Source organism: Parahoeflea alexandrii, assembly GCF_024105735.1.
GTDB classification, from domain to species: Bacteria; Pseudomonadota; Alphaproteobacteria; order Rhizobiales; family Rhizobiaceae; genus Hoeflea; species Hoeflea alexandrii.
The window spans coordinates 915734-932612 of the sequence record NZ_JAAAML010000002.1 but is presented as its reverse complement, the minus strand read 5'-3'; the positions used below and the strand labels follow the sequence as shown (position 1 = coordinate 932612).

At 60.8% G+C, this 16879-nt stretch carries 17 protein-coding genes; 4 read left to right on the top strand and 13 right to left on the bottom strand.

Annotated features, from left to right (window positions below; all coding sequences use genetic code 11):
- Positions 1–3 precede the first annotated feature (3 nt).
- The 3 genes from cydX to GTW23_RS14050 all read left to right on the top strand — a co-directional run bounded on the left by cydX (position 4) and on the right by GTW23_RS14050 (position 1989).
- Positions 4–147, top strand: a complete 144-nt coding sequence (cydX, locus tag GTW23_RS14060) for a cytochrome bd-I oxidase subunit CydX (protein WP_152010608.1) — start codon at positions 4–6, stop codon at positions 145–147.
- 167 nt (positions 148–314) lie between these two features.
- Positions 315–1628, top strand: a complete 1314-nt coding sequence (locus tag GTW23_RS14055) for an NAD(P)/FAD-dependent oxidoreductase (RefSeq protein WP_252916202.1) — start codon at positions 315–317, stop codon at positions 1626–1628.
- A gap of 10 nt (positions 1629–1638) precedes the next feature.
- On the top strand, positions 1639–1989 hold the full coding sequence (locus GTW23_RS14050; RefSeq protein WP_252916201.1) for a DUF5368 domain-containing protein: 351 nt from the start codon (positions 1639–1641) through the stop codon (positions 1987–1989).
- A 76-nt stretch (positions 1990–2065) separates the two neighbouring features.
- Here the strand turns inward: GTW23_RS14050 and GTW23_RS14045 are convergent, their stop codons facing one another.
- The 10 genes from GTW23_RS14045 to GTW23_RS14000 form a co-directional block, all read right to left on the bottom strand.
- A complete protein-coding gene (locus GTW23_RS14045) occupies positions 2066–2251 on the bottom strand; it encodes a hypothetical protein (protein WP_252916200.1) in 186 nt (61 codons plus the stop codon).
- A gap of 261 nt (positions 2252–2512) precedes the next feature.
- Positions 2513–3958, bottom strand: coding sequence for an NAD-dependent succinate-semialdehyde dehydrogenase (locus GTW23_RS14040; RefSeq protein WP_252916199.1), 1446 nt, complete (start codon positions 3956–3958; stop codon positions 2513–2515).
- 61 nt (positions 3959–4019) lie between these two features.
- The gene (locus GTW23_RS14035) at positions 4020–5402 is read right to left on the bottom strand and encodes an aminotransferase (protein WP_252916198.1); all 1383 of its coding nucleotides are present in this window, start codon (positions 5400–5402) and stop codon (positions 4020–4022) included.
- Positions 5399–6109, bottom strand: coding sequence for an SDR family oxidoreductase (locus GTW23_RS14030; RefSeq protein WP_252916197.1), 711 nt, complete (start codon positions 6107–6109; stop codon positions 5399–5401). Before GTW23_RS14030 ends, GTW23_RS14035 begins: the two co-directional genes overlap by 4 nt.
- Complete coding sequence (locus tag GTW23_RS14025) at positions 6110–6892, bottom strand: SDR family oxidoreductase (protein ID WP_252916196.1); 783 nt, start codon at positions 6890–6892, stop codon at positions 6110–6112.
- A 15-nt stretch (positions 6893–6907) separates the two neighbouring features.
- Positions 6908–7795 carry a dihydrodipicolinate synthase family protein gene (locus GTW23_RS14020; RefSeq protein ID WP_252916195.1) on the bottom strand — a complete coding sequence of 296 codons (888 nt, stop codon included), beginning with the start codon at positions 7793–7795 and terminating at the stop codon, positions 6908–6910.
- A 76-nt stretch (positions 7796–7871) separates the two neighbouring features.
- Positions 7872–9083 carry an ABC transporter ATP-binding protein gene (locus GTW23_RS14015; RefSeq protein WP_345780637.1) on the bottom strand — a complete coding sequence of 404 codons (1212 nt, stop codon included), beginning with the start codon at positions 9081–9083 and terminating at the stop codon, positions 7872–7874.
- Complete coding sequence (locus tag GTW23_RS14010) at positions 8969–9790, bottom strand: carbohydrate ABC transporter permease (protein ID WP_152010617.1); 822 nt, start codon at positions 9788–9790, stop codon at positions 8969–8971. Before GTW23_RS14010 ends, GTW23_RS14015 begins: the two co-directional genes overlap by 115 nt.
- Positions 9787–10683, bottom strand: a complete 897-nt coding sequence (locus tag GTW23_RS14005; protein ID WP_193217361.1) for a carbohydrate ABC transporter permease — start codon at positions 10681–10683, stop codon at positions 9787–9789. Before GTW23_RS14005 ends, GTW23_RS14010 begins: the two co-directional genes overlap by 4 nt.
- A 53-nt stretch (positions 10684–10736) precedes the next feature.
- Positions 10737–12071 carry an ABC transporter substrate-binding protein gene (locus tag GTW23_RS14000; RefSeq protein ID WP_152010619.1) on the bottom strand — a complete coding sequence of 445 codons (1335 nt, stop codon included), beginning with the start codon at positions 12069–12071 and terminating at the stop codon, positions 10737–10739.
- A 171-nt stretch (positions 12072–12242) separates the two neighbouring features.
- Here GTW23_RS14000 and GTW23_RS13995 point away from each other — a divergent pair, with 171 nt between their 5' ends.
- Positions 12243–13124 (top strand): IclR family transcriptional regulator domain-containing protein, encoded by an 882-nt coding sequence (locus GTW23_RS13995; RefSeq protein WP_152010620.1) that lies wholly within the window; start codon positions 12243–12245, stop codon positions 13122–13124.
- Here the strand turns inward: GTW23_RS13995 and GTW23_RS13990 are convergent.
- The 3 genes from GTW23_RS13990 to GTW23_RS13980 are packed head-to-tail and all read right to left on the bottom strand — an operon-like array spanning position 13114 to position 16838.
- Positions 13114–14241 carry an NAD(P)/FAD-dependent oxidoreductase gene (locus GTW23_RS13990; protein ID WP_252916194.1) on the bottom strand — a complete coding sequence of 376 codons (1128 nt, stop codon included), beginning with the start codon at positions 14239–14241 and terminating at the stop codon, positions 13114–13116. The genes GTW23_RS13995 and GTW23_RS13990 overlap by 11 nt on opposite strands.
- Entirely contained in the window at positions 14228–15901 is a 1674-nt protein-coding gene (locus GTW23_RS13985) for an FAD-dependent oxidoreductase (RefSeq protein WP_252916193.1), read from the bottom strand. Before GTW23_RS13985 ends, GTW23_RS13990 begins: the two co-directional genes overlap by 14 nt.
- Entirely contained in the window at positions 15894–16838 is a 945-nt protein-coding gene (locus tag GTW23_RS13980; RefSeq protein WP_252916192.1) for a 3-hydroxyacyl-CoA dehydrogenase NAD-binding domain-containing protein, read from the bottom strand. The genes GTW23_RS13985 and GTW23_RS13980 overlap by 8 nt, the downstream gene beginning before the upstream one ends.
- Positions 16839–16879: the final 41 nt, after the last annotated feature.

Genomic DNA, 16879 nt, shown 5'->3' with positions numbered 1-16879 from the left:
GATATGTGGTATTTCGCCTGGTTGCTGGGGCTCCCGCTGGCCGCAATGTTCGCCGTCGTCAACGCCATGTGGCTGGAACTGCAGGAAGACAGCCGCATGATCAATGACCAGGGCGGCAATCCTCATCGGGATAAAACCCGAGGCTGATCCGGCTGTCCCGATCCGAACCTCAAAGGCGCCCTGAACCGGGCGCCTTTTTTCGCGATACCCCATTTTATAAAAGAATATAAATATATGAATGTATTTTGACCCAGATCAAGGTTTGCCGGCAATTCATGTGGCAAACATGCGGTATAATTCAGGAGAAGGACGGGATGACCCAATCAGCTTTCGCACCCTCGAGACGCATCTTCCTGGGCCTTGCCGCAAGTGGCATGGCCGCAGCCGCCTGGAGCGGTCCGGTCCGCGCGGCCCCGGTCAAGACCTCCGCGCGCGTGGTGATCATCGGCGCGGGCGCCGGCGGCACCGCCCTGGTCAACAGGCTGATCGATCGCCTAGACGGCGCGTCAATCACCATCATCGATCCCAGCGAGAAGCACCTCTACCAGCCCGGGCTTTCGCTGGTCGCGGCGGGGCTGAAACCAGCATCTTACACCGAGAGCAGGACCACCGACTGGCTGCCCGGCGGCATCACATATATCAACAAGGCCGCCGCCGGTATCGATCCCGAGACCCGCAGGGTGACGACCTCCGGCGGACAGGCGGTCGACTATGACTTCCTGGTTGTCGCCCCCGGCCTTGTTCTCGATCACGACGCAATCGAGGGCTTCTCGCTCGACCTCGTCGGCTCGAACGGTATCGGCGCGCTCTATGCCGGTCCGGAGTATGCCGCGCGCACATGGCAGGCCGCGTCGAAATACACCGAGGAAGGCGGTGTCGGGATTTTCACGCGCCCGGCGACCGAGATGAAATGCGCCGGTGCGCCGCTCAAGCACACCTTCCTGATCGATGACATCGCCCGTACCGCAGGCAATGCGGGCAAGACCGAGATCATCTACGCCGCCAACAACCAAAGCCTCTTCGGCGTTCCGATCGTTTCGGAAAAGGTGCGGATGCTGTTTGAGAACCGCGGCATCACGCCGGCCTACAGCCATGTGCTCAAGTCCATCGAGCCGGGCAGCCAGCGCGCCACATTCGCCACTCCCGACGGTGATACGGAGCTTGAATACGACTACCTGCATGTCATCCCGCCGCAGCGCGCGCCCGACGTGATCCGGCAGTCGGGCCTGTCCTGGGCCGACAAATGGACCGACCAAGGCTGGGTGGAAGTCGACAGGCAGACGCTCAGGCATCTGCGCTACCCGGAAATCTTCGCGCTCGGCGATGTCGCCGGCGTGCCCAAGGGCAAGACCGCCGCCTCGGTCAAATGGCAGGTTCCGGTGGTCGAGGATCACCTTGTCGCAGCCATTGCCGGCACGGAAGGCACCGCGACCTACAACGGCTATACCTCCTGCCCACTGATCACCCGCGTCGGTCGCGCCATGCTGATCGAGTTCGACTACCAGAACAATCTCACCCCCTCCTTCCCCGGAATCATCGCGCCGATGGAGGAGTTGTGGATCAGTTGGCTGATGAAGGAAGTGGCGCTGAAGGCCACCTACAACGCCATGCTGCGCGGCAAGGCCTGAGGAGAACGCCATGAAAGACCTGACCTTCACCACCCTGATTGCCGTCTTCGAGGAGATCTTCGGCCGCGGCCTGTTCTGGGCCATGGTGGTGGCCGCAGTCGTGATCACCGCCGCCTATCTCTACGTGCTCGTGCGCGACCGGTCGATGTCGATGCGCAAGTTCCTGCTGGCGCAGCTGTCGATGCCGTTGGGCGCCATCGCCGCCGTCCTGTTCGTGCAGCTGATCACAAACTCCGGCTTCAGCGACATCGGCGGCCCGATCGACCTGATCGTGCTTCTGGGCGTGGCAAGCCTCGGCGCTGTCGGCATCGCCGTTCTGGTCTACACCCTGCAATCGCTCATTCGATCCCGGACCGGATAGAATCCGCAATCCCGGGATACGTGCGGGGCGGCATCTCTCCGCACAACACCCTGCCCCGCGACGATGGAGTTGCGTTTCAGATTTTTGCCGCCAGACTGCCAGAAACGCCGGTTCTGCCGACCCTTCCCCAGCCGACCTTCGCCCTTGGCAGCGATGCCAGGTCTCCGCCATCCTCGTCTTCGGCGATGACGCGAAACCAGGTGTCGGGGTCAAAACCGGATATCTTGGCTCCCGATGCGCAGCCGGCCGTCAGTTCCGCCATTTTTCGAGAGAGAAGACGGGTAGCCTCGGCGGCTGCGAAACTGGTGCCGGTGATCGGATGACCGAGCCGTCAAACCGCGTGTTTCGCCACCCGTATTCCTACCCGGACGAACACGAACCTGACCCTATGTGGCGGTGAGTCTGAAGGTGATAACGCAAACCGTGCCGGGTTTGCCGGAGGCGGCCGCTTCTGAGAGAGTTGATCCGATTCACGTTCCCTGCCGTGACAAGACTAGATCTGTCTCGACCCTCTCTGCGGGGCTCAAAGTCCGCCTATGCAAGTGTATTTTGTGTCGAGATAGTCGTCGATCCCCTGCCAGCTCCCCTCCTTGCCGATACCAGATTCCTTGAGGCCGCCAAACGGTGCCTCAGGGCTGACAATCAGCACCTCATTGATGCCGATCAGGCCATATTCGAGCTGATCCTGCAGCCGGAACATCCTTGCCAGATCCCTGGTGTAGGCATAGGCGGCAAGCCCGTAGTCCGTGTCGTTTGCTGCAGTGATTGCCTGCTCCTCGGTGTCGAACCGGTAGACCGGAGCAACAGGCCCGAAAATTTCCTCCCGGGTAAAGCGCATCTCACTGCTCGCGCCGGAAAGCACCGTGGGGGCATAGAACAGACCACCGCGCGTGTGCCGGTCGCCTCCGGTGACGACCTGTGCCCCTTTTGACAGCGCATCGCCGACGAGCTCTTCCATTTTTGCCAGTGCGGCTTCATCGATCATCGGGCCTTGCTCGGCACCGTCCTCGTTGCCCGGCGCAACCTTGAGAGCTGCGACCCGTTCGGCAAAGCGTGCCGTGAACTGATCGTAGATGCCCGACTGAACGTAGAGCCTGTTCGTGCAGATGCAGGTCTGGCCGGCATTCCTGAACTTGGCAATCAATGCGCCTTTCACCGCGCGGTCGAGGTCCGCGTCGTCGAAGACGATAAAGGGCGCGTTGCCTCCCAGTTCCATCGACACGCGTTTGACGGTGCCGGCCGCTTCGCGCAGTATCTGCTTTCCAATTTCCGTCGAGCCCGTAAAGGTGATCTTGCGGACCAGCTTGTTGGCGGTGATTTCTCCGCCGATCTCGCCCGCCGAGCCGGTGAGGATATTGACCACACCGGGCGGAAAGCCGGCCTGCTCGGCCAGAAGCCCCCAGGCCAGCCCCGACAAGGGAGTTGCCGTGGCTGGCTTGACAACGACCGTACATCCGGCGGCCAGCGCCGGTCCTATTTTCCGGGCGAGCATGGATGAAGGGAAGTTCCAGGGTGTTATCGCGGCAACAACGCCAACCGGGTGGCGCGTGGTCATCAGTTTCCGACCCTTGACCGGCGCCGGAATGACGGCCCCGTCGGTGCGGCGTGCCTCTTCCGCGAACCACAATACGTACGCCGCGGAGGAGCCGACCTCGGCGCGCGATTCCGCAAGAGGCTTGCCCTGTTCAGCTGTCAGCAGCGAAGCCAGACCTTCGAGATTGTCGACAATCAACTGATGCAGCCGGCGCAACAGTACGACGCGCTCGTTAAGCGGCATTGCGGCGTATTGCGGAAAGGCAGCATGCGCCGCTTCAATGGCGCGGCGGGTTTCTGCGGCACCGCAATTCGGCACCGTCGCAATCACACTGCCGTCAGCGGGATTGACCACATCAATGGTCTTCCCCGAGTCCGCTGAAACCCAGTTTCCGGAGATAAGATTGGCCTGACGGACAAGGTGCTCATGCGACATTGGACGTTCCATTTCGTGTTGGTAAAGGCCTTCGATGGCCGATTGGTCGTGCCCGCCGCGGTCAGCCAAGAACTTCCTGAACCGCGCCCTGCAAGGCCTCCACAACCTGATCAACCTCCTGGGGGGTAATGCAGAGCGGGGGAGCGAAACCGATGATGTCGCCTTCGGGCATCGGGCGGGCAATGACACCACGCCGCAGCATCGCCGCGGAAATCTTGCCGCTCATGCTCATCGGCGGCTCAAACCACTTGAACGTGCCGGGATCCTCCATGAATTCGACAGCAGCCATCAGGCCTACACCGCGGACTTCCGCGACATTGGGATGGCTTCCGACAGCATCACGCAAGCGCTGAAGCAAATAGGGACCGGTGCTGGACGCGTTGCCGAGCAATCCCAGTTCATCGACCAGATTGAGCGTGGCAATTCCGGCAGCGCAACTGACCGGATGGGCGGAGTAGGTCCAGCCATGGGCAAGAGCGCCGAAATCATCGGACCCCTGCATCAGGACGTCGAACACCCTTTGGGAAATGACCGAGCCCGACAGCGGCGCATAGGCGCTGGTCAGCCCCTTGGCGATGGTCATGAAATCGGGCTTCAGGCCATAGTGGGTTGCGCCGAACATGCTTCCGGTGCGGCCAAAGCCGCAGACGACTTCGTCGCTGATCAAGAGGATATCGTAGCGATCAAGCAGCTCCTGAACCCGTCCCCAGTATCCCTCCGGTGGCGGCAGGATCCCACCGGTTCCCATGACCGGCTCGCCAATGAATGCCGCGATGGTTTCAGGCCCCTCAGACAGCATCATCGCCTCGAGATCGGCGATGAGACGGTCGGTGAAGGCAGCCTCGCTCAGTGTCGCATCGTCCCTGCGCAGATAATGCGGTGTTGCGGCGTGCAAAAACCCTTCAAGCGGCAGATGAAAGCGGGCATGGTAGGCCTTCAGACCTGTCATCGACCCGGATACGATTCCGGAACCGTGATACGCCCGCCAGCGGCTGATGATCTTTCTCTTCTCAGGCTTGCCGCGCAGGATGTTGTAATGCCAGGCAAGCTTCACATTGGTTTCGTTCGCATCAGATCCGGACAGGCCGAAATAGACCCTGGCCATGTGCTCCGGCGCCCGATCCATGATCAGCCGGGCCAGTGTTATCGCCGGTTCATTGCCGTGCCCGGCAAAAGCGTGAAAATAGGCGAGTTTTTGCGCCTGATCATTCATCGCGTCGGCGATTTCCGTGCGACCGTAGCCGACATTGACGCAGTAGAGCGCAGCAAACGCGTCCAGGAACCGGTTGCCGTCGCGGTCCTCGATATGAACACCCTTGCCGCCAGTCACGATCCGGCCGGGCACATCGCCGCGGGCGTGGTTCGCGGTGTGCGTGGTGGGATGGAGCAGACAGTCCCGATCCCAGGCAGCAAGTTCGTCGTTGATCGGGCCTGCCAAACTCATATGAAGCTCTCCAGTCGGGTGTTGCTGATCAGTTCGGGCACGGATGCCTGATTTGGCAGAGAGAGAACAAATGCCACCATCCCAGCCACAGTTTCCGGCTGGAGCCTGTCGGCCTTCGGGGTGGCGGCGGGGGCATTGCCGATCAAGTCGGTATCGATCGCGCCCGGACACATGGCGGTCGCCCGGACGCCTTCGTCCCATCCTGAAAAGCGGACCGCCTGGGTCATGGCCAGAAGAGCATGCTTGGTCATCGCATAGCCGACAGATGTTCCGCCTCTAAAGCGCTTCGCGTCGGTTGAAGCGATGTTGACCACACGTCCCTGCCCGGTTTGCTTGAGATGAGGGAGCGCGGCGCGGATCAACCGGAACGGCGCCTTGACGTTGACCGACCAGAGATCATCGAGATCTTCTTCGCTGCCCTGCTCGAAGTCGACCATTCGCAGGATGCCGGCATTGTTGACCAACGCATCGATGCGACCGAAATGCGCAACCGTCTGGTCGACCCATGATTGCGCAGTGGCAGCATCAGCGGAATCGAAACGACAGCAAAGCATACGGCCTTGCGCTCCCGCTTCCATGTCAGCTTGGGCTTTTGCCGGATTGCGCATGCCGAGCGAAACCGACCAGCCGTCAGCCAGCAGCCGCTCTGCAATGGCCGCGCCAAGACCGCGCCCAGCACCTGAAATCATGGCAACACGCGTTTCCATCTAGAAAAGCCCCTGATAGACGCCGCCGTCGTTTACGATGTTCTGGCCCGACATGAAGCCGGACTGGGCAGAGCACAGGAAGGCGATCAGGTCCCCGCACTCACTGGGGTCTGCGAACCGCCCGGCGGGACAGGTCGACAACCGGTTTTCCACGATGGCTTCGTAGGTGGTGTTGCCGCGCTTGGCATGGCCGTGGAGATTGGTGTGCAGCGCGTCGGTATCGAACAGGCCCGGGCAGACCGTGTTGATCGTCACATTGTCGGGCATCAGTTCCCGGACCATGGCAGCGACCGCACCCGACAGCGCCAGTCGCGCGGCATGGCTGTGAGCAAAACCCACCTGCGGAAACTTGATGAAGCTGACCGACATGTTGACGATGCGGCCGAACTTGCGGGCCTGCATTCCCGGTGCGACGGCGGTGATCATTTCCAGCGACGACAGGAAATGGGTCTCCATCCAGTACCGCCAATCCTCGGCCGAGATCTTGGCATAGGGTGTCGGAACCTGCCTGACCCCGGGGTTGTTGACAAGAATATCGACATCACCCGCCGCATCGAGGATCTGCTTGCGGCCCTCGGCGGAGTTGAAATCGGCAGCGACCGTTGTCACCTCGACGCCGAATTCCGAACGAATATCGGCGGCAGACTTCTCCAGTGCCTCTGCAGACCTTGCGTTCATGATCAGCGAAACGCCTTCGCGCGCCAGCGAACGTGCGGCGGCGAGGCCAAGCCCCCTGCTTGCAGCGGACACGATGGCCTTGCGGCCCTTCAATCCAAGATCCATGTCTATCTCCCTTGATCAGGCCGGTTCCGTGACAGGCGAAAGCAAGGCTTCCAGCCCCTTGCTCAATCCAACCAATGCAGTGCCGGTCAATGGCAGCAACGGTGGACGCGGCAAACCGCCACCCGGCAATTCCAGCAGGTTCATCGCAGCCTTTGTCGCCGGGTATAGCGTGCGGCCGTCACTGGTGAACAGATCCGTAAGTTCCATGCCGGTCTGCTGCAGTTCCCAGGCTTCGTCGAGACGACCGGCGACCGTTGCATGCCAGAGATCGAGGCACCCCTTGGCCCAGACATTGGGGAAACAGTCGATCAGGCCATCTGCGCCCGCGAGCGTCGCCGGCACGCCATAGACCGAGGAGGGGCCGCAGAAGACCAGCAGGCGGTCCTTGACGGCATTGAGCGTGGCATGGAAGTTTCTCCAGCTGCCAGAGCTTTCCTTGATACCGACAACCATGTCGAGATCGGCGAGCTTGTCGGCAATCTCGGGCGTGATGGCATTCCCGGCATTTCCCGGAATGTTGTACAGCAGGATCGGCAGCACCGCTTCTTTGTTGACCGCTTCAAAATGGGCAATCGTTTCCGCTTCCGTCAGATGCGCGAAATAGGGTGGCATAACGAGAACACCGTCCGCTCCGGTTTCCTTCGCCGCATGGATCTGGTCGATCACGTCTTCGGGACGAATTGCGCCGGTACCGATGATGGCAGGGCCTTTGCCCTTGCAGGCCTCTACGGTCAGCCGTGCAACCTGAGAGCGCTCTTCCATGCTCATCGCCCAGAACTCTCCCGTACATCCGGATGCGACCATTCCAGTGGCTCCGGCATCGAAGAGACGTTCTATATTGGCGACGAAAGCCGCTTCGTCGATGCTGAGATCCGTGCGGAATGGTGTTGTTATGGCGGGCATCGGCCCGAACCAATTTACAGATGAGCGGTTCAACTTGGATCTCCTGAGGAAAGTGCAGCTTTGAATGGGTAACGGGTCACGGCCGGACCGCGACGGAAGCGATGTTCAGTCTCCTGCCCGTGGGGCCAGCCGCAAATACGTGGGCTGCTTCGGACTGAATGGACATCTGGATTGTTTCGCCGGTTTTCCAATCAGTGCTGGCAGGCACTCGCCCGGTCATGCGAAGGCCACCTTCGATCTCGACAACCACGATGTTCTCGTGTCCCGTTCTCTCGACCAGTTGCACCACTGCCGGCGTTGGCCCCTCGCCCAGCAGCAGATTTTCCGGGCGCACTCCGAGGCAGGCTTCACCGCCCCGGGCATCGGCGACCAAAGGCCCCACGGGTACCGAAATGCTTCCCGACCGGAACATCCACCGATCACCTTCTTGGGAAAGGTCACCGTCTATGAGGTTCATCGACGGCATCCCGATAAAACCGGCGACAAACCGGTTGGCGGGTTCGCGATAGACCTCTTGCGGTGGGGCAAATTGCTGAAGCTTCTTGTCATACATGACCGCGATCCGATCTGACATGGTCATCGCTTCAAGCTGGTCATGGGTCACGTAGACCATGGTTCGGCCGAGGCGCTGATGCAGCTCGACCAGTTCAGCGCGCATGATTCCTCGAAGCTTGGCGTCGAGGTTGGACAGCGGTTCATCGAGCAGGAACACTTTCGGATCACGCACCAGAGCACGACCCAGGGCCACACGCTGCTGCTGGCCGCCGGAAAGCTGCCTTGGCTTGCGCGACAGCAGCGGGGTCAGTTGCAGCATCTCTGCAACACGGGCGATCATGGGGCCCTGCTCGCTGCGGGGAACGCCCCGTTTCTTGAGCGGGTAGGCGATGTTCTTTTCCACCGACATGTGCGGGTAGAGCGCATAGCTCTGAAAGACCATTGCGATATCGCGCTTACCGGGCGGCAGATCATTGACCACCCTGTCGCCGATGCTGATCTCCCCGGAACTGGGAAATTCCAGTCCGGCAAGCATGCGCAGCGTCGTTGTCTTTCCGCATCCGGACGGTCCAAGCAGAGAGACGAATTCGCCTTCTTCTATCGACAGGTCCAGTCCTTCAACGGCAATGAAGTCGCCGAATTTTTTGTGGACGTTCTTGAATACTACATCGGCCATGATCAACCCTTGACCCCGCCAGCGCCGAAGCCGCGGGTTAGATAACTTTGCAGGAAGGCAAACACGATGATCAGCGGAACGCTCATCATCACCGAGGCCGCCATCAACAGCGACCATTCGACGTTGAATGACGAGATCAGCATGTTCATCACGCCGGTTGTGAGGGGACGGGTGTTGTCGGAATTCACCAGCACCAGAGCGTAAAGATATTCGTTCCAGGACAGGATGAACGTGAACAACGCCGTCGAGATGATGCCCGGCAGAAGCTGCGGCAAGATCACGTCGCGAAACGCGCCCATGCGGGAAGCGCCGTCAACCAGGGCAGCCGATTCCAGATCCTCCGGTATTCCTGCCATGAACGAACGAAGCAGCCACAGCGCATAGGGCAGCGCAAAGGTCGTATAGGCTATCACCAGGCTGAATATCGTGTTCGACAAGCCAAGGCCGACCAGCATGAGATAGAGCGGAATGATGAGGACGACCGAAGGCAGCAAGTAGGTAAAGAGGACAAGAAACGCCAGGCTCTCGCGTCCCCAGTACTTGAAACGCACGATCGAATAGGCGCCAAGCGTCGCGATCGAGACGACCACCACCGTGGTGACAACCGAGAGGACCACCGAGTTCTGGAAGTAGGTGAGGAAATTCGTTTCACTGAGCAGCCGCCAGTAGTGCTCGAACGTGGTGACTTCCGGCAATATTGTCGGAGGTCGCCGGAAGAGCTCGGACTGCGGCTTGAGCGACGTGACCACCATCCAGAACAGCGGAAAGGCGACTGCCAGCACAATGGCCCAGGCCATCAAGTTGAAGAGAACGCGGCGTATCATGCGTCTTTCTCCCCGGTCTTGCGAATGTAGAGGATCATGAAGACCAGCATCACCGCCATCATGGCGACCGCGTAGGCCGCAGCCATTCCCATGTTGTTGAGGGAGAAGGCTTCCTTGTAGACGAGCAGCGGCAGTGTCTGGGTCGAGGTGACGGGGCCACCACCGGTGAGCAGGAAGATCAGGTCGAATTCCTTGAAGTCCCAGATTGCGCGCAGCATGATGATAACCACGAGCACATCACGCAGCTGAGGCAAAGTGATATCGAAAAAGCGTGCAACCGGGCCGGCGCCGTCAATGCGGGCAGCCTCGTAAAGCGAGTCGGGGATCGTCTGCAGCCGTGCCAGCACGGCGATGACAACAAACGGAAAATACTTCCATGCACCCACGAGAATGACCGAAATCATCGCATTGGGCATGGAACCAAGATAGTCGACCGGCATGTCGATCAGCCCTGCGGCCATCATCAGATGGTTGAGGATGCCGTAGAGATCGTTGAACAGCCAGCGCCAGACCAGAACCGCAACAACGGTCGAGATGAAATATGGAAACAGGATCAGGCTGCGTGCAAGACTGCGAAACCAGATGTTCTGGTGCAGCACCAGGGCCATGCCGATACCGAACAGGATCTGAAGGCTGAGTGTGCCAACGGTCCAGATCAGGTTGGTGCGAAGAGATGCCCAGAACTCACCCTTGCCAAGCAGCTCGCGATAATTGTCCAGACCGACCCATTCGCCTTGCAGCGTCGGGGTGTAGATGTCGAACAGGCTCAGATAGATTGCCGAAACCAGCGGGTAGACGATAACCGCGCAAAACACCAGGACGGTAGGCGCAATCAACATCATACCCAGAGTGGCGTAGTGCCGCTCCAGCTTTGTCTGCTTGTTTTTGATCATTGGGTTTCTCATGAGCGCGTGGCGGCGAAATCACCGCCACGCGAGTTGCGATCTCAGCCCTTCATGATGGCTTCGATTGTCTTCGATGTCTCGCCCAGAACAGTATCGGCGTTCTCGCCGTTGAGCACGACGCGCTGAACAAGGTCCGCAATCACTCCGCTGCCGACAACCTCACCGCCCTTGTCGTTGGACTTGTGCGCTGCCGATTCATAGCCGAGATTGTAACCGCCCGCCGCAGCGGAAGCCATCAGATCGACTTCGGATTCGTACGCCTTGATGATCGCATTATCGAGATACATCGGATTCGTGCTGATCGACTTGAGCACCGGCAGCACATGGCCGGGAGCTGCGTGCAGCTGCTTGATGTAGCCTTCCGGGTTGAACAGGAAGGCCGCGAACATCTTGGCCGCATCCTTGTGCTTGGACTGCGCCGGGATAAAGACGCTCGGGAAGTCGTTGAACGTCCAGGGAGCCACATCGGTCGAGATCCGGGGATAGGTCACGCAGGTGACGGAGTTGGCGATGCCCGGATTCTGAGCATTGACGTTGGCCAGCACGCGGCCTGCATAGATGCCGGTGGCTGATGCGCCGCTGACAAATGCAGTCAGGCTCTCGCCCCAGCTGTAGTTGGTGGCACCGGGAGGGCACAGCTCACGCATGGAAGCATAGAAGTCCAGCGCAGCGCGAGTGGCGTCGCTGTCGATGTCGACTTCAAGATCCGGCGTGAAAACCTGCCCGCCTGCCTGGTGGATGACGCCGATGAAGATCAGCGAGGTCATGGAATTGCGGCCATAGGGCAGCGGGGCACCGTACACGCCACCGCCCTGCATGGCCTGACAGGCCGCGCGCAATTCGTCCCAGGTCTCGGGCGCCTTGTCGACGCCGGCAGCTTCCATCAGGTCTTTTCGCAGCCAGAGCATGTTGGCGGCAGTGTTGCCGATGCCCGTGCCGATGTACTTTCCGTCGGCAGCCTTGAAGACATCATTGGCTCCAGCATAGTAATCATCGGCGCCGATAGCCTCGATGACATCGTCAAACGGCTCGACCAGACCGTTCGCGTAATAGCTCGCGACCGCAAAGGACGGCAGGTGCGTAACCACGTCCGGCACTTCGCCGCTCGAGAACGCAGCAGCGAGCTGCGGCGCATACCCCTCATCCGACGTCGTCTCGAAGACTACCTTGATACCGGGATGCATGGCTTCGAACTGCTCGATCTGGAACTTGTAGGCCGCCACCTGGTCGGGTGAGCCTTGCGGCGACCACCAGCGCAGGGTCACATCTTGGGCCCATGCCCGCACCGGAAGCGTCGCCAAAACGGTCGAAGCCGCCAGGCCCTTGAGTGCGCCGCGGCGCGTCACATCGAATTTCCCATTCCCCGAATTGCTCATTATCGTCTCCCTTGGTTGCTGATTTTGTTCACATACCGTACTCTTGTGCGATATAACACCATTTTTGGATTGTGTGGCAAGTGTTGATTTTGAGATTTTTCCGCTGCACCCCCACAATCGCGTGTGCTAAGGCGTCTGGGAAATTTACAATTGTGCGCGAGGAGCCGAATCATGGCGCAGAAACCCAAATCGGAAGCCAAGCATGAGAGCACTGGCATAGGTCCAAAGTCCGGGCAGCGCACAGGTTTGATGACCGCTTCATCCGATTTCCAGGATGATCCAGACAATGGTGGCCTGAATCCGCGGGACTATGTGAGTTCGCTCGCCCGGGGGCTTGAAGTGCTCCGCGCCTTCAATCGCACACGCCGGAAGATGACCCTGTCGGAAGTTGCCGCCGAAACCGGAAACACCAGGGCCGGTGCCCGGCGGATTCTGCTGACCCTCGTGCATGAAGGCTATGCGGTCGCCGATGGAAAACTCTTCGACCTGACCCCGCAGGTGCTCGAACTGGGCTATTCGGTGCTGTCCTCCAAGGGCGCCTGGGATATTGCGCGTCCCTTTCTCGACCATCTTTCCGAGGAGATCCGCGAATCGGTGTCAGCAGCGGTTCTGGACAAATTCGAAGTGGTTTACGTCAGCGGCACCCAGTACCACCGGGTGATTTCCGTAGGCATAACCGTAGGCGCGCGTTTCGCGGCTCACTGCACAGCGACGGGACGCGTGCTGCTGGCCGCACAACCACCGGAGATGTGGCCGGGCATTCTGCAGAACATTCCGCTGTTTCCCATGACAGATCGCACCGTGACCGACCGCAACGAGTTTCGAAAGATACTCGAAACCGTCCGAGACAAAGGCTGGTCGATTGTCGACCAGGAACTGGAAAAGGGCTTGCTGTCGATCGCGGTTCCTCTGCGCAATTCCTTTGGCGGCCTCGTTGGCGCAATCAATGTCGGCGCCCCGACCCTGCGCATGAGCGCGGACAACATGGTGGAAACGGTGTTGCCCAAGCTGCAGCAGACCGCAGCGACCATCTCACAGGCACTCAAGCACTGAACCGCCCCGGCGTGAATGGATCGATATCCAGTGGCGGCTCATTGCCGAGCGCCAGGCAAGCGGCCGCCCGCCCACACAACGGTCCCAATGTGTAGCCGGCGTCGCCGGGCACTGCGAGGATGATCCTTTCGGCGCCGGGCACGCCGCCCAGAAGCGACTTGCCGTCCAACGTCGTGTTCATCCCCGCCCAGGTTCTGATCACCCTGAGCTGACCGATGGAAGGCACCAGCCGTGCCGCCAGGGCAATATTGCCGAGCAGGGATTGCGCCAGAACGCCGGGCACATCCTGATTGCCGCGGCTCTGCGCCTGCCATCCACCGCCAATAACGATCTGGCCTGATCCGAATTGTTTGAGGGTGATGGACCGCTCAGCATGCTGAATGAGATGATTGATCTGCCCGGCCCCCGCCTCGGTTATGTTCATATGCAGTGGCTCGGCCCTGACGGGCAGGTCCAGTCCGAACCCCTGCACAAGAGATCCAACCCCCCAGGCGGCTGCAAGGATGACCTTGTCGCAGTGATGAACACGGCCGCTGGCGCAATGGACGGTGACATGTCCCTGCTGTCCCAGCCCGGTCACATGATCGATCTGCATGTCCACTCCCAGCTCGATGGCACGCGCGCGGAGGCGGACATTGGCCACAAGCGGGTTCAGCTTGCCTTCATCGTGGCAGAGCTCGGCACCGACGATCTGTTCTCCAAGCCAAGGGGCAAGCTTGTCCAGTTCGCTTCGACCCAGCAAGTCAACGTGAAGACCCTGGCGAGCTTCCCGCGCAGCCTTTTGCTCGAGAAACGCCATTTGCTCCGCGCTTTCAGCCAGCATCAGGCCGCCCTTTCGGACAAGTTCGAACGGCCCGATCTCCCTGTCCAGCCGCTCCCATTCCTTCACGGCACTGAGGTAAAGCGGCAGCGAGGCCTCGACGTTGGGGGCCTGATCGGGAAACAGCCTGATGAACCGGCTTTGCATCTGGACATGAAGGCTGCCCGCATTCGCGTTCGATCCCGCGTTGATGGCCGCGTCGACGAGTGCAACACGTGCGCCGCCTTCGGCCGCAGCGATCGCCGCCGTCAATCCGACGATACCGCCGCCAACGACAAGCAGATCAATCGTTTCCATCCAGCATCTCCTGTGCTGCGAGGATGGCGGTTATGCTGACGGGCTTGATTGGAACCCGTGGCGCGTAGAAACTACGGTCTTCCACCTGACGATTGTCCCGCTCCGCGACCATGCGCGCCGTCACCGGCCCGCAATAACGCCCCTGACACCTGCCCATCCCGGCCCGCGTCGCGCGCTTGACCGTTCCTGCGTGCCCGGGCGCGGTGCCCAGCGCCTGGCGAAGCTCGCCGAGAGAAACCTCTTCGCAGCGACACACGACAAGATCATCGTCCTGCGCCGACAGATCCCGAGGCCCAATGTCATAGAGTGCCCACAGCCGTTGCTGGAACCGGCGATGCGCGGCAAGACTGGACTGCAGTTTTCGCAGATCCGGCACTGGCGTGTCGCGGCAGTAGGAAGCGGCAGCCAGCCCCGCAATGGTGCCCTCGACGCTGGCAGCAGGCGCGCCGCCCAGGCCAGCGCAGTCGCCTATGGCATAAAGCTGCGGCACGCTCGTTTGCATGGTTGAATCCCGCTTGCACCGAAGGTGGCCAAAAGCTGGGTCATACCTCATGTCCGCACCAAGCAAACGCAGGATTTCGTTCTGAGGCTCAAAACCATCATTCATGCACACGGCATCCACCAGGTGGTCGATCTGACGTTCGTGGGCATCCTTGAAACTCGCCTTCAGACCGTTTTCGACCTCAACGACACGGGACAGGCTGGTCTGATGGGCCACGTTGACCCCGCGTTGCCGCAACCCCAGCGACATCGCCAGCCCGCGTGCCGCAAGCCGAGGGCCCGCAGCAACCATCCTGGCGGCAGCCAGCGGCTGCCGATGTGGCGGGCGGGCGGACTCGGAGACCATCACCACATCCGCCCCACCGCGAGACAGTTCCAGAGCTACCTGAAGATTGAGCGGCCCGGAGCCGGCGACGACCACGCGTTTGCCCGGCAGGGTCCGATAGCTCCGCCAGAGCGTTTGTGCGGCACCGGTGGTCATGACTCCGGGCAGCGTCCAGCCAGGCACCATGCGTGGGCGCTCAAAGGCGCCCGTCGCGACGATGAGTGTCCTGGGTCTGGCAATGAGCGCTCGGCCTTCGTGATGGGCCATGACGAGAAGGCCTTCAAACACGCCCCAGACCTCAACCTCCGAGAGGATCTCCACACCGGCGGACACGGCCGCGGCGATCAGTGCCGCACCATCCTGCTGCTGGGTATCCAGCACAGAGGCGGCCCCGGCCGCCTGCTTATAGTATTGCCCGCCCGAGACCTTGCGCTCATCAAGGACGACAACTCCGGCACCGGATCCGGCCGCTGCGATTGCTGCATTGAGCCCACCGGCTCCGGCACCGATGACCAGAACGTCTGGCGCAAGCTGCCGGCCTTCCTGCGTTTGCACGGCCGGCTGCTCGGTCAGCGCGGCAAAGGCGACCTGCGTGGCAACCTGCATTCCGTCCCTGGCGGGCGTCATACAAGCTCGCTGGTTCGGCACGCCATTGACGGTGACCAGGCAGTCCTGACACACACCCATGCCGCAGAACATGCCGCGCTTTTCCCCCTTCGCCGTGACGCGGAAAGGGCGCTGGCCGGCTTCGGTCAATGCTGCAGCCACCGACTGGCCGATGCGCAATGCGACCGGACGGCCATTGAAGGTGAAACCCGAAGGTTGATCAGACATCGGCCTCTCCCAGCAGTTTGTCACGAACGGCCACAAGCCGCGCGACAGCCTTTACACGCCATTCCGCCCGTTTCGGAAGAGCCTGCTCGGAAACAACCGCGCGGCGTTCCGATTCAACCCGCGACACCAGCGCTGTACTCCAGTCGCAGCCGGTTTCGCCTCTGCCCTCTCCCATCGCCCGATAGGCCGGACCCATTCGCGCAGCATGGGCGCGGATGCCGCCCGGCGTATTGAGTTCCGCCGTTTCAAAGGGACCCGAGAGTGCCCATCTCGGGCCGAGACCGAGCCGCATGACCGCATCGAGATCCTCGGCGCCGACGACTCCTTCGTCAACCAGCCGGTAGGCCTCGCGCAGCACGGCCCCCTGAAGACGATTGAGCACAAAGCCCTCGATCTCGTGACCCAGCCGGACCGACCGAAAACCCGCACGATCGAAAAGAAGCGAAGCCTTCTCCATGGTCTGTGGAGATGTCGCCGGCGCCGGGCACAATTCAATCAGGCGAAGGATTGCGGGCGGATTGACCGGATGTGCCACCAGACAGCGTGCCTGATCCGCGGGACGGGGGAGAATGCGTGACATCGGAATTGCCGACGATGCCGTCGCGAGGATTGCATCCTGGGATGCCCGCTCCAGCAGATCCAGGAAGATCGCCTGCTTGTCCTCAAGGCGTTCAGGCCCAGCCTCAATCACCATATCGGCTTTTTCCACGGTACTATCGAGGCTGCCCACTACATTCAGCTTGCCGTTTCCGCCACGCTCCAGACCGGCCAGTGCCATTGCAGCGCGCTGCGCTTCAATGGCCTGCGTTGCAGCGCTGCTGCGTTCCGTATCAGGGTCGCAGATGGTGACTTCGAAACCGGCATCCCGGAACACGGCTGAAAAGGAAACGCCGATTGATCCGGCTCCCAGAACGACAAGATGGCCTGCTTGCTTCATGAATCTTCATTTCTTGCATTTTGAGTTCACATAACGCACAA